Origin of the sequence: Saccharopolyspora aridisoli, assembly GCF_004348445.1 — a bacterium.
Classification (GTDB): Bacteria; Actinomycetota; Actinomycetes; order Mycobacteriales; family Pseudonocardiaceae; genus Saccharopolyspora; species Saccharopolyspora aridisoli.
Window position 1 is genome coordinate 1 of the sequence record NZ_SMKV01000027.1, and the last position, 12219, is coordinate 12219.

General features: G+C 70.2%; 13 protein-coding genes. 8 read left to right on the forward strand and 5 right to left on the reverse strand.

Annotated features, from left to right (window positions below):
* Positions 1-224 precede the first annotated feature (224 nt).
* Positions 225-662, forward strand: a complete 438-nt coding sequence (locus tag E1161_RS19530) for a cysteine dioxygenase (protein WP_132625355.1) — start codon at positions 225-227, stop codon at positions 660-662.
* A 5-nt stretch (positions 663-667) separates the two neighbouring features.
* Here the strand turns inward: E1161_RS19530 and E1161_RS19535 are convergent, their stop codons facing one another.
* Positions 668-1312 carry a pyridoxamine 5'-phosphate oxidase family protein gene (locus E1161_RS19535; protein ID WP_132625357.1) on the reverse strand — a complete coding sequence of 215 codons (645 nt, stop codon included), beginning with the start codon at positions 1310-1312 and terminating at the stop codon, positions 668-670.
* Between the two features lie 59 nt (positions 1313-1371).
* Here E1161_RS19535 and pdxR point away from each other — a divergent pair, with 59 nt between their 5' ends.
* Both pdxR and E1161_RS19545 read left to right on the forward strand, forming a co-directional pair.
* Entirely contained in the window at positions 1372-2790 is a 1419-nt protein-coding gene (gene pdxR / locus E1161_RS19540; RefSeq protein WP_132625359.1) for a MocR-like pyridoxine biosynthesis transcription factor PdxR, read from the forward strand.
* A gap of 68 nt (positions 2791-2858) precedes the next feature.
* A complete protein-coding gene (locus E1161_RS19545; protein WP_132625361.1) occupies positions 2859-3950 on the forward strand; it encodes a D-alanine--D-alanine ligase family protein in 1092 nt (363 codons plus the stop codon).
* A gap of 138 nt (positions 3951-4088) precedes the next feature.
* Here E1161_RS19545 and E1161_RS19550 read toward each other — a convergent pair whose 3' ends face one another.
* Both E1161_RS19550 and E1161_RS19555 read right to left on the reverse strand, forming a co-directional pair.
* A complete protein-coding gene (locus tag E1161_RS19550; protein ID WP_132625363.1) occupies positions 4089-4676 on the reverse strand; it encodes a DUF3515 domain-containing protein in 588 nt (195 codons plus the stop codon).
* A 39-nt stretch (positions 4677-4715) separates the two neighbouring features.
* Positions 4716-4949: an Lrp/AsnC ligand binding domain-containing protein gene (locus E1161_RS19555; RefSeq protein ID WP_132625365.1), complete on the reverse strand. Its 234-nt coding sequence runs from the start codon at positions 4947-4949 to the stop codon at positions 4716-4718.
* 73 nt (positions 4950-5022) lie between these two features.
* On the opposite strand from E1161_RS19555, the gene E1161_RS19560 reads away from it, so the two are divergent.
* On the forward strand, positions 5023-6012 hold the full coding sequence (locus E1161_RS19560) for a thiamine-phosphate kinase (protein WP_165939875.1): 990 nt from the start codon (positions 5023-5025) through the stop codon (positions 6010-6012).
* Between the two features lie 65 nt (positions 6013-6077).
* Here E1161_RS19560 and E1161_RS19565 read toward each other — a convergent pair whose 3' ends face one another.
* Positions 6078-7409, reverse strand: coding sequence for an MFS transporter (locus E1161_RS19565; protein WP_132625369.1), 1332 nt, complete (start codon positions 7407-7409; stop codon positions 6078-6080).
* A 359-nt stretch (positions 7410-7768) separates the two neighbouring features.
* Here E1161_RS19565 and E1161_RS19570 point away from each other — a divergent pair, with 359 nt between their 5' ends.
* Positions 7769-8443 (forward strand): uracil-DNA glycosylase, encoded by a 675-nt coding sequence (locus tag E1161_RS19570; protein ID WP_132625371.1) that lies wholly within the window; start codon positions 7769-7771, stop codon positions 8441-8443.
* Positions 8444-8684: 241 nt separating this feature from the next.
* Here the strand turns inward: E1161_RS19570 and rpmB are convergent, their stop codons facing one another.
* Positions 8685-8876, reverse strand: a complete 192-nt coding sequence (gene rpmB, locus E1161_RS19575) for a 50S ribosomal protein L28 (RefSeq protein WP_132625373.1) — start codon at positions 8874-8876, stop codon at positions 8685-8687.
* A gap of 291 nt (positions 8877-9167) precedes the next feature.
* On the opposite strand from rpmB, the gene E1161_RS19580 reads away from it, so the two are divergent.
* The 3 genes from E1161_RS19580 (at position 9168) to E1161_RS19590 (ending at position 12119) form a co-directional block, all read left to right on the forward strand.
* Positions 9168-10727, forward strand: a complete 1560-nt coding sequence (locus E1161_RS19580; RefSeq protein ID WP_132625375.1) for a DAK2 domain-containing protein — start codon at positions 9168-9170, stop codon at positions 10725-10727.
* Between the two features lie 91 nt (positions 10728-10818).
* Positions 10819-11166 (forward strand): GntR family transcriptional regulator, encoded by a 348-nt coding sequence (locus E1161_RS19585; RefSeq protein ID WP_207920307.1) that lies wholly within the window; start codon positions 10819-10821, stop codon positions 11164-11166.
* Entirely contained in the window at positions 11163-12119 is a 957-nt protein-coding gene (locus E1161_RS19590) for a DUF1648 domain-containing protein (protein WP_132625377.1), read from the forward strand. Before E1161_RS19585 ends, E1161_RS19590 begins: the two co-directional genes overlap by 4 nt.
* Positions 12120-12219 lie beyond the last annotated feature (100 nt).

Here is a 12219-nt window from a genome sequence, read left to right on the forward strand (position 1 = left end):
GGAGTGGGAGGCGGTTGACGGCGGGGTGGGGGACTGGTTGAGTTCGTGGCGTGTTGAAGCGCGCGTTCATCGGCCGACGGGGTCACATCGACCTGCACCGCGTCGCCAGCGCGCTCTGTTCGTGTTCTTCGTGTTGATCGATCTCATCCGCTTCCCGGGTTGATCGCGGCGTCCTCGCACGCCTGCGCCCCGGGGTTCGCTCACGATCTCCGAAGGACTTCCACGTGTTCGCCGTTCCGCCCAACACCCTTGCCGCGCCCGCTGACCTGAGCATCGCGCACCCGGCCCGCATCGCCCGCGAGTTCGCCGCCGACCGCGAGTCCTGGGCGCACCTGCTGCGCTACGACGCCGAGGAGAGCTGGGCCGGGCTGCTCGCCCGCACCGACGCCTACGAGGCGTGGCTGCTGAGCTGGCTGCCCGGCCAGCACACCGATCTGCACGACCACGGCGGCGCCACCGGTGCTTTCACCGTCGTGCAGGGAGATCTGACCGAACGGGTCGCCCGGCCCGGGAACTCCGAGGTCCTGCACTCGCTGACCACCGGCCAGTCCCGGGTCTTCGGCCCGAACTACGCCCACCAGGTCAGCAACCTCGGCGTCGACCCGGCAGTGACCATCCACGTCTACCGCCCGCAGCGGGCGAACCGCACGATCCGCGGGTGATCCGCTCAGGGCCGCCGCAGAACGTGTTCGGGCACGGGCAGTTCCGCGATCAGGTCCGCTGAAGGCACCGGTGTGCCCCAGCTCCGGTGCAGCGGGAGCACGCCGGCCCACACCTCGTTCGCCTCGACGTCCTCGGTGTCGTCGCCCGGGTCGCCGGTGCGGATCTTCACCGCGGCCTCGGTGAGGTCCAGCGCCAGGACGGCGGTGGCGGCGAGCTCCTTCTTGTTGGGTCGGCGCGCGTAGTCCCACGACCCCGGCGCGAGCTGCTCTGCGATCACCCGCAGTCCTTCCCACCGCTCGGCGGGGTCCTCGACGTGCCGGATGCGTCCGTGGACCACCGCCGACCGGTAGTTGATCGAGTGGTGCATCATCGACCGCGAGTAGACGACGCCGTCCACGTTGGTCACCGACACGCACACCTCACCGGCATCCCGGAGGCTGCGCGCCCCGGTCGATCCGTGCAGGTAGAGCGTTTCGCCGCGACGCCCGTAGCCGGTGGGCAGCACGCGCGGCGAGCCGTCGACGACCACCGCCAGGTGGCAGACCAGCCCGGCGTCGAGGGTCGCGTGGAGATCGCTGCGTTCGGTGCGCGCCCGCTTGGCGCCTCGGCGGATGGTGGACCGTTCCGTGGGGGAGAGCTGTGAAGTCACGTCACCAGCCTCACCTGAGAAGTGGCACCATCGAAGTGCCAATCAGGGAGAATTCCGAAATGCCACATGACGTGCCCGCGGCCAGCTCACCGCTGCTGGAACTGGCCATCGACCTGCACCGTGACGGCGATCTGCCGCTCGCGGTGCAGCTGGCCGACGCGTTGCGGCACGCGGCCACCATCGGCCAGCTGCGCGGCGGCGACCGGTTGCCCTCGACACGCGCGCTGGCCCGCCACCTGGCCGTCAGCCGCACCGTGACGGCCGCTGCCTACGAGCAGCTGCACGCCGAAGGCTGGATCGTCGGGCGGCGCGGCTCGGGCACCTACGTCACCACCAGCCCGCCGGGGGCGCGCAGCGACGCCGTGCCGCCTCCGGTCCTGCAGCACCGGCACGCCGAACGTCCGATGATCGTCCTGGTTCCCGGGGTCCCGTGGGCCGACGGCATCGACCGCGCCATCTGGCGCCGGGCGTGGCGCGCCGCCGCCGACACCGCACCCGACCTGCGCCCGCAACGGGCTGGTCTGCTCAGCTACCGCGAGGCGGTCGTGGAACACCTGCTGCGACATCGGGGCCTGGTCGTCGGCGGCTGGACCCCGGAGAACGTGCTGGCCACCGGCGGCACGAGCACCGCGCTCGGTGAACTCGCCGCCGCCGTGCTGCCGCGCGGGGCGAAGGTCGCCGTCGAGGAACCCGGCTACCAGCGCGCGGTCGGTGCGCTGAGAACAGCCGGCATGGAGGTCGTGCCCGCGCCGGTCGACCACTCCGGGCTCGTCGTCGACGACGTGCCGAGCGAGGTGGCGGCCGTCTACTGCTCACCGGCTCACCAGTTCCCGGTCGGCGGGAGGCTCCCGGCCGAACGACGCATCGCGCTCATCGAACGCGCTCGCTCCGAGGGCTGGCTGATCGTCGAGGACGACTACGACGGCGAACTCCGCTACGACGTCGCCCCGCTGCCGGTGCTGGCCTCGATGGCCCCGGACGTCGTCGTGCACCTGGGCACCACCAGCAAGATCCTCACCCCGACGCTCGGGGTCGGCTGGATGCTCGCCGCCGAGAAGATCACCACCGCCGTGCAGCGGCACCGGGAACGCATCGGTGTCGGCCCGGCCGCCGCCGGGCAGCGCGTGCTGGTGGAACTCGCCCGCCACGGGGACCTCGGCAGGCACCTGCGCCGGCTGCGGCGGGAGCTCTCGCAGCGCCGCGCGATCGTCGTCGAGCGCCTCGCCGCCGAGGGGGTGAGCGTCTTCGGTGACCGCGCGGGCGCCCACGTCGTGCTCCCGCTGCCGGACGCCGAGACCGAGCAGCGCGTCGTCGACGAGGCAGCGGAACGAGGAATCGTGCTGGACGGGCTGCGACGTCACCACGACGGTCCGCAGCGGTGGCACGGACTTGCCCTCGGCTACGCCGCCTGCACCCGCGATGAGCTCGGAGTCGCGCTGCCGGTCGTGGCGCGGTTGTGCCGGCGAACCGGCGCGTGACCGCATCGTGTCGCAGGCGGAAGGGCTTCGTAGAACGACGCCTGCTCGCGCGAGGTATGGTCCGGCGCATGACTTCGCGCAAGACCCGGGTGGCCGTCGTCTTCGGCGGGCGCAGCACCGAGCACGGCATCTCCTGCGTGTCCGGCGGTAGCGTGCTCGCCCACCTGGACCAGGACCGTTTCGAGATGGTGCCGGTCGGCATCACCCAGGAAGGCGCCTGGGTGCTCGGCACCGACGACCCGAAGCAGCTGGAGATCCGGGACCGCAAGGAACCCCAGGTCGTCTCCGGCACCGCGCTGGCCCTCCCGGGTGACCCGACCCGCCAGGAACTGGTGCTGCTCGAACCGGAGAAGGGCGGTGAAGTCCTCTCCGGTGTCGACGTCGTGTTCCCGGTGCTGCACGGCGCCTTCGGCGAGGACGGCACCATCCAGGGCCTGCTGGAGATGGCGGACGTGCCCTACGTGGGTCCGGGCGTGCTCTCCAGCGCGGTGTCGATGGACAAGGAGTACACCAAGAAGCTGCTCGCGGCCGAAGGCATCGAGGTCGGCACCTACGAGGTGCTGCGCAGGGGCCAGGAGACGCTGACCGAGGCGCAGCGCGACCGGCTCACCTTGCCGGTGTTCGTCAAGCCCGCGCGCGCCGGTTCGTCGCTGGGCATCACCAAGGTCACCGACTGGGCCGACCTGGACGACGCGATCGCCGAAGCCCGTCGCACGGACCCGAAGGTCATCATCGAGACCGGTGTGGTCGGACGCGAGATCGAGTGCGGCGTCTTGGAGTTCCCCGACGGCCGCGTCGAGGCGTCGCAGCCCGCCGAGCTGCGGGTCACTGGTGAGAGCGACTGGTACGACTACGAGTCGAAGTACCTCGACGACGTCACCGAGTTCGACCTGCCCGCCAAGATCAGCGACGAGCACACCGCCGAGCTGCGCGACATGGCGGTGCGCGCCTTCGCTGCGCTGGAGTGCCAGGGGCTCGCCCGCGTCGACTTCTTCCTGTCCGACGAAGGCGAGCTGATCATCAACGAGGTCAACACGATGCCGGGCTTCACCCCGATCTCGCTGTACCCGCGGATGTGGGCGCACAGCGGCATCGACTACCCGGCGCTGCTGACCACGCTGGTCGACACGGCGCTGGCGCGCGGCACCGGCCTGCGCTGACGCGAAGAAGCCGTCCCCCACATCGTTGGGGGACGGCCTCCTCACGACTCGGGCTGGTCCCGGTTGTGCCCGACCTGCTCGCACCGCTCAGGTCCTGCCACCCGCACCGCCAAGCAGAACGACCAACCCGGAGGGCTCCTACGGGAAGACGGGCTGCTTCGGGAGTTTTCCGCCGATCAGCTTCGACAGGTCCTGCAACGGGCCCGTTCCTGTGGCGGCCGGGGCGCTCAGCGCCACGTAGACCGGCCGGTCCACGGCCAGCCACGAGGAATCGCCGCCCTGGTTGATCTGCAACCAGCTGACCCCGGACACGTCCATCAGCTGCGAGGTCGGGGTCAGCTCGGCGGGCGCGCCGATGCCGCAGCGCACGGTCACCGGGTCGTGCTCGGCGTCGCCCCAGGCGACGGTCGCGGCCGGTGCGGGCTGGGCCAGCGGCCTGCGCGGCACCTGGGCACCACCGATCGACAGCTGCGCGGGCAGGGCGGACATCACCGCCGAGCACTCCGGGGACTGCGCCTCGGGTGCCGGGATGGGTGCCGCTGCCAGCGGACCCGTGCGCCTGGCAGCTTCGGCGGCCGCGATCTCCTGCCGGAGCCGGTGCTCGCCGTACCAGCCGTAGGCACCGACACCGGCCACGCCCACGGCCAACAGCACGCCGAGCGCGATCGCGATGATCAGAACCGGCCTGGGAACGCCGGAATCCTCGTGCTCAACCACGCCGCCCATCACAGCACCACGCCGGGACCCGGCCGGAACAGGGGTTCCTCAGAGGTGGACCACCGGACAGGTCAGCGTGCGCGTGATGCCCTCGACGTTCTGGATCTTCGCGACGACCATCTTGCCGAGCAGGTCGACGTTCTCGGCCTCGGCGCGCACGATGACGTCGTAGGGACCGGTGACGTCCTCGGCGCTGATAACACCTTCGGACCCTGCAATCTCGCCGGCGACGGCGGCTGCTTTGCCGACCTCTGTCTGGATGAGGATGTATGCCTGTACCACGGCGTGCCCCTTCGTCTAGCCCATGTGCTCGGGGTAGGAAACTGGCAGAAAGCTACCCCATCTGACCGAGCTAATGCTCAAGGAAGGAAGGTCCCAGTTGGGTCCTGACTCGTCCCAGGAACCACAGACCATTTCCCAGGTGGGTGAGTTCGATCTCATCGATCGAGTGACAACTGGTCGTCAACAGTCGCCGGGCACGCTTCTCGGCCCGGGTGACGACGCCGCGGTGCTGGCCGCTCCCGACGGTCGCGTGGTGGCCAGCACCGATGTGCTGGTGGAACATGTCCACTTCCGCTTCGACTGGTCCACACCGCACCAGGTGGGCCGCAAAGCGGCCGCGGTGAACCTCTCCGACATCAACGCCATGGGCGCGGTGCCCACGGGTCTGCTGGTCGGTCTCGGATGCCCGCCCGACACGCCCGCGTCCGTGGTCGACGAGCTCGCGGACGGCCTGTGGGAAGAGGCACAGCAGGCCGGGATCGGGATCGTCGGCGGCGACATGGTGTCGTCACCGTCACTGACGATCTCGATCACAGCCCTCGGCGACTTGCAGGGCAGGGAACCCGTCACCCGCTCCGGTGCGCGTCCGGGTGACGTCGTCGCGGTGGCAGGCAGGCTCGGCTGGTCGGCGGCCGGGTTAGCCGTCCTGGGGCGCGGATTCCGCTCCCCGGTCGCCGTCGTCGGCGCGCACCGCGTGCCCGAACCGCCCTACGGCGCCGGACCGCAGGCCGCCGTCGCCGGTGCCACGTCCATGGTGGACACCTCCGACGGTCTGCTGGCCGACCTGGGCCACATCGCGACCGCTTCGAGGGTCGCCGTCGACCTCCGCCTCGAGCAGGTCGAGATCCCGCAGCGGCTCACCGAGGTCGCCTCGGCCCTGGGGGCCGATGCCCGGCACTGGGTGCTCACCGGAGGCGAGGACCAGGCCCTGATCGCGACCTTCCCCGCCAACCGCCCGCTGCCCCCGGACTTCCGCGAGATCGGCGTGGTCGCGGAAGGCTCGGGCGTGACCATCGACGGCAAGGACTACGAAGGCCCCACCGGCTGGGAGCACTGGCGGTAGGAGTGGCAGAGGAGGACGCCCCCGGATGAACCAGGGGCGTCCTCGAATGTGGTGGGTTCCGGCGGTCAGCTCGCCGGGGCCGGCGCGGGGGCGTTCTGCATCAGCGGCTTCCTCGCGGTCTCCTTCATGAGCAGGATCGGCACCAGGGCGACCAGTGCCGCGCCCATCAGGTAGAAGGCGGGGAAGTAGCTGTTGCCGGTGTTGGTCACGACGGCGTCGTTGACCAGTGGCGCAGTGCCACCGAAGACGGCAGTGGAGATGTTGTAGCCGACCGAGAAGGCCGCGTAGCGGACCTTGGTCGGGAACATCGCCGGCAGCGTCGCGGCCAGCGGCCCGATCAGCTGCACGTGACCGACGGCCAGCAGCGCCAGACCGAGGACGGTGGTCAGCACCGTTCCCTGGCCGATCAGCCAGAACGCGGGGACCGGCAGCACCAGGAAGCAGATGGCCGCTGAGATGAACAGCGGTTTCCGGCCGATGCGGTCCGACAGCGCGCCGATGGGCGTGATGATGACCATCATGAACGCGACCGTCAGCAGCAGCGGGACCAGCACCTGGTGCTCCTGCCCGTCGGGCACGTTGAGCGTGTCCGAGAGGTAGGTCTCCATGTAGGTCAGGATCGTGTAGTTGGCGACGTTGATCAGGACCACGATGCCCATGAGGATCAGCAGCTGGCGCCACCACTCGCGGACGAGGTCCCGCAGCGGGGACTTGGCGACCTGGTGGGTGTTCTCCAGCTGCTTGAACGCCGGGGTGTCCTCCAGCTTGGACCGCAAGTACAGACCAACACCGCCCAGCGGGCCGGCGATCAGGAAAGGAATGCGCCAGCCCCACGTTTCCATGGAAGTGCTGTCCAGCGTGAGGATCAGGATGGTCGGCACCAGCGCGCCGAGTCCGAAGCCGACGAGAGTGCCGAATTCAAGCCAACTGCCCCAGAAGCCGCGCTTGCGGTCGGGGGCGTACTCGGCGATGTAGGTCGCCGCGCCTCCGTATTCGCCACCGGTGGAGAAGCCCTGCAACAGCCGGCACAGCAGCAACAGCATCGGCGCGAAGATGCCGATGGCGCCGTAGGTCGGCAGCACGCCGATGGCGAACGTCGAGCCCGACATCAGCAGAATCGTCACCGCGAGGACCTTCTGCCTGCCGATCCGGTCGCCGAGCGGGCCGAAGAACAGGCTGCCCAGCGGGCGGAACAGGAAGGAGATGGCGAAGACGCCGAACGCGGAGACGGTCTCCCACGGACCGGGGAAGAACTGGTGGCCGACATATGCGGCCACATACGCGTAGACGCCGAAGTCGTACCACTCCGTGCAGTTACCGATTGCGGCTGCGCCGACCGCTCGACGCAGCAACGACTTCTGCTCGGCCTCTGATTCGGCGGTTTCCTGAGAAGTCATGAGATGCGGCCCACCTCCGGGTGTTGTCTCCACGGCCGTGGTCGATTTGGAACTTCGCCAGAACCTAGCCGAGCGGCCAGGGGGAGGCCACCAAAAGCGCGACATCGAGCATTCCCACGTTATTTGCTTTATGCGCCACCGCACGTTCGAAGTCCCGAAAACCGCTCCCGGAGCGTCACTGAGCTGACAAGTGCGTTTCCGCGATGACGGGCGAAAATGGCACTTTCGGAGTAGCCCCGATTACGCGTGCGGGCGAGCTCGCGATCGTCGTTACGTCATCGGTATGTGACCTGCGACACTAGCGAGTGGTTGTGGGGTTGTGCGCAAGGCCGTTGATGTCGATCGCTAACCTGCTCGGCATGGCAGCACGTCCCCTGCACGAAACCGTTGAAGCCGGCTGGGCGGAGGCGCTCGCTCCGGTCGCGGATCAGATCGCGGCGATGGGCGCCTTCCTGCGTTCCGAGGTCGCCGAAGGCCGCACCTACCTGCCTGCTCCGGAGAACGTGCTGCGCGCCTTCCAGCAGCCGTTCCACGACGTGCGCGTGCTCATCGTCGGCCAGGACCCGTACCCCACGCCCGGTCATCCGGTGGGGCTGAGCTTCTCGGTCGCCGAGGGCGTCGCGCCACCGCGCAGCCTGGTCAACATCTTCCGCGAGTACAGCGAAGACCTCGGACACCCGAAGCCTTCCGGCGGGGACCTCACGCCGTGGACCGAACGCGGCGTGCTGCTGCTCAACCGCGCTCTCACGGTCAGCCCCGGCAAGCCCGGCTCGCACCGGGGCAAGGGCTGGGAGCAGGTCACCGCGCAGGCGATCAAGGCCCTGGCCGCTCGCGACGAACCGCTGGTGGCGATCCTGTGGGGACGCGACGCTCGCGACCTGCGACCGCTGATGCCCGGTGTGGAGTGCGTCGAATCTCCCCACCCGAGCCCGATGTCGGCCGATCGCGGGTTCTTCGGATCGAAGCCCTTCAGCCGGGCCAACGAGATCCTCCAGCGCAAGGGCTGGGAGCCCATCGACTGGAAGCTGCCCTGAGCTTCGGAAGCCGTCAGTGGTCATGCCGCTCCGCGGCGCCGGAGCGGAAATTTCATGGCCACTGCGCGGCGCTACGGCTGTCCTCCGCAGAGGACGTCTGAGGACCCGCGGCGGTGCGGGTCGGGAGGCGAGGCGCGGACGAAGCGCCTGCGGCGCTTGCCCGACGTGCTCGCTCCCTGGCCCTCAACAGCAGAAAGCCCCGAGGACAACCACCTCGGGGCTTCTAGCTGAGAACATTTCCTCAGCCGCGGGCGACCTTGCCTGCCTTCATGCAGGAGGTGCACACGTTCATGCGCTTGCGCTGGGACAGACCGATCTTGGCGTGCACGGTCTGAATGTTCGGGTTCCACCGGCGCTTGGTCTTCCGGTGGGAGTGCGAGACCGAGTTGCCGAAGCCTGGTCCCTTGCCACAGACGTCGCAGACGGCAGCCACGTCAGACACCCCTTACTTTGCTTGACGGTTACAGCGATGAGAGCTCCGCTGTCGTGCCACGCCGAATCGGAGAGGCATTTCGGGAGCGCTTCCTGCTCACCGCCGTGCGGCGGACTGAGCCCGGAGAACCCGGTCGCCCGGGGTCATCGCCACCCTGGGACCCGATGAGTCTAGCCCACGGCACCCGGCTGCTCCCGCGCCGGGGGCCGATGTGCGGCGGAGCACCGTGAGGGCGCCGCCTGCGGATAGTCTCGGCTGCGACCGATCCTAACGTGCGTGGGAGGTTCCCGGGTGTTGCGGACGCTGAACGCGGCGACTGCCCGCCGCTGGGCGGACCTGGCCATGTCGGCGCTGTCGGCCGAGCGCGAGGCGATCGACCGGATCAACGTCTACCCGGTCGCCGACGGCGACACCGGGACGAACCTGCTGCAGACCATGCGCGCGGCGGTGCGCACCCTCGACGAGGCGGCCCCGGACACGCTCGGCGGCGTGTTCGCCGCGCTGGCCAAAGGTGCCCTCGGCGGTGCCTGCGGGAACTCAGGGCTGCTGTTGTCGCAGGCCATCAGGGGTGTGGCCGAGCAGCTGCGGGACGCCGAGACCGCGGACGGCGTGGCGTGGCGGGAGGCACTGCGGCGAGCCGATGAGCTGGCCCGGCAGGCCGTCGCCGAGCCGCAGGAGGGAACCGTGCTGTCGGTGCTGCGCGCGGCAGCCCGCGGCGCGCGGAGCACCGAAGACCTGGCCGAGGTGGTGCGCTCCTCGACGCGCGCGGCGATCGACGCGCTGGCCGCGACACCTGCGCAGCTGCCGGTGCTGTCGGAGGCGGGCGTCGTCGACGCGGGTGGACGAGGTCTGGTGGTCCTGCTCGACGCGCTGCACGCGGTGGTCGTCGACGGCGAGTGGCTGGCCCCGAACTCGCCGGTGCCTGCGGAGTCGGATCTGCTGGAGCACGAGTCGAGCTTCGACTACGAGGTCATGTACCTGCTGGCCGACACCGACGCGGAGCGGGCCGAGTCGCTGCGCGGGCGGCTCGGAGGGCTGGGCGACTGCGTGTCGGTCGTCGGTGACGGGGTCGACGCCTGGGCGGTCCACGTGCACTGCGACGACATCGGAGGAGCGATCGAGGCGGGCGTGGAAACCGGCCGGGTGCACCGGATCAAGGTGACCCGCTTCGCCGATCAGCAGGCCGCCTACGCCCGCGACGTGGCGGTGCTGGCGTGCGTGCCGGGGGACGTGCTCGGCGAGGTCTTCGCCGCCGAGGGAGCCGATGTGCTGGTCACCGGCTCGATCCCGGTCCCGGCGGAGTTGCGGGAGGCGATCGTCGGCACCGGTGCGGGTCACGTGGTCGTGCTGCCCAACGACCTGGACACTGCCCTGGTCGTGGAGCGGGCGGTGGCCGGTCGGTCCGGCGAGGGGCCCGAGGTCGTGGTGGTGCCGACCGCTTCGCCGGTGCAGGGGCTGGCCGCGCTGGCCGTGCACGATCCGCATCGGCGCCGCGCCGACGACCAGGTCGCGATGGCCGAGGCCGCTGCGGCGACCCGCCGGGGTGAGCTCTACGTCGCCGACGCCGAAGCGCTGACCTGGGTCGGTCGGTGCCGTCCCGGCGACATCCTCGGTCTGATCGACGGGGAGGTCGTGCTCATCGGCGAAGACCTGACCACCACCGCGCTGGAGCTGCTGACCAGGATGCTCACCGCCGGTGGCGAGCTGTTCACCGCGCTCATCGGCGACAACACGCCGCCCGAGCTGCCCGGGGAGCTGTCGGCTCACCTGCGTCGCGCCCATCCCGAGGTGGAGATGGCCCGCTATCCGGCGGGCGCCTTGGACTCACTGCTGCTGATCGGCATCGAGTAGTTCCGTCCCGGGAGCGGGGAACTTCCCGTTTCTCCGAGCTCGTCGCACCCGGTTCCGGGATGAATCTGATGGTGCTAGTGTCATTGTCACCATGTTGCTCAGGTTGGACATCGAGGACGGGCAGCCGCTGCACGAGCAGGCCGCCGATGCGATCCGGCGCGCCATCGCCGACGGGGAGGCCGATCCGGGTGACCGGCTCCCACCCGCCCGCGACCTGGCCGACGCGATGAGCATCAACGCCAACACCGTGCTGCGAGCGCTGCGCGAACTGCGCGCCGAGGGACTGCTGGAGTTCCGCCGCGGGCGAGGGGTCACCGTGCTGAGGCGTCCCGACCCGGAGTCGGGGCTGCGCGCTCAGCTGCGCGACCTGGTGGCCGAGGTGCGGCGCCGGGGCTTCACCACCGCCGACCTGACGCGGTGGATCGAGGAGGAATCGTGAACCGCCGCAAGGCATTCCTGGTCCTGTCGATCGCGTGGACGATGCTGGTGACCGTCGCGCTGGTCTCACCGGTGGTCGTGTTGCGCGAGCGGCTCCCGGACCCGATCGCCACCCACTTCAGCGGCGCAGGCCATCCCGACGGGTCCACGTCCCTGGCGATGTTCCCGCTGGTCGTGCTGCCGGGGTGGTTGCTGCTCGCGGTGTTCGGGGTGGTCGTGGGAACGGTGGGCGAACGCCGGGCGCACCGGGCCGGTTCCGCGGCGTTGCTGGGCGCTGTCGCCGCCTTCTTCGCGGGCATCACGGTCTCGACGCTGTGGGCGAACCTCGACCACACCTCCTGGCAGGACGCGCGGTTGCCGGTGTGGCACGTGATCCTCGTGCTGGTGGGGGCGGCGGTGGCGGCCTTCGCCGGCTGGCTGGTCGGCAACCGAGGGCCCGACGAGCCCGGAGCCGAACCCGACGAGGCCGTTGACGCCGCCGGGCTCGACCTCGAACCGGGTCGCCGGACGGTGTGGATCTCCTCGGCGTCCAGCCGAGTCCTCGGCATCGTCGGAGCCGCCGGGGTGCTGGTGGGCGTGGCAGCGGTCGTCCTGAGCGGCTGGCAGGTCGCGCTGCCCGCGCTGCTCGTGGGAATCGTCGTGTCAGCGCTGTCGACGGTGCGGATCCGCGTCGACGAGCGGGGCGTGCGCGCCGCGTTCGGCCCGCAGCGCTTCCCGGAGCGCCGGATCCGGCTGGAGCAGATCAGCAGCGCCCAGGTCGCCCGCCACCGCGCCATGGAGGTCGGTGGCTGGGGTTACCGGGTTCTTCCCGCCACCACCGCGATCATGCTGCGCGGCGGCGAATGCCTGGTGCTGCGCCTGAACTCCGGACGCGACTTCGTCATCAGCGTGGACAAGCCCGACCGCGGGGCGGATCTGGTCAACGCGCTGCTCGCGGAGCGCTCGGCGATGTGAGCACAGGAACCTCACTGGCACGTCCGCGCGTCGTCCCGGGTGGTTTGCGGTGATCACCGGCGGTGCCGCTAATCTCGAACCGAGTCATCGAGTGATGCGG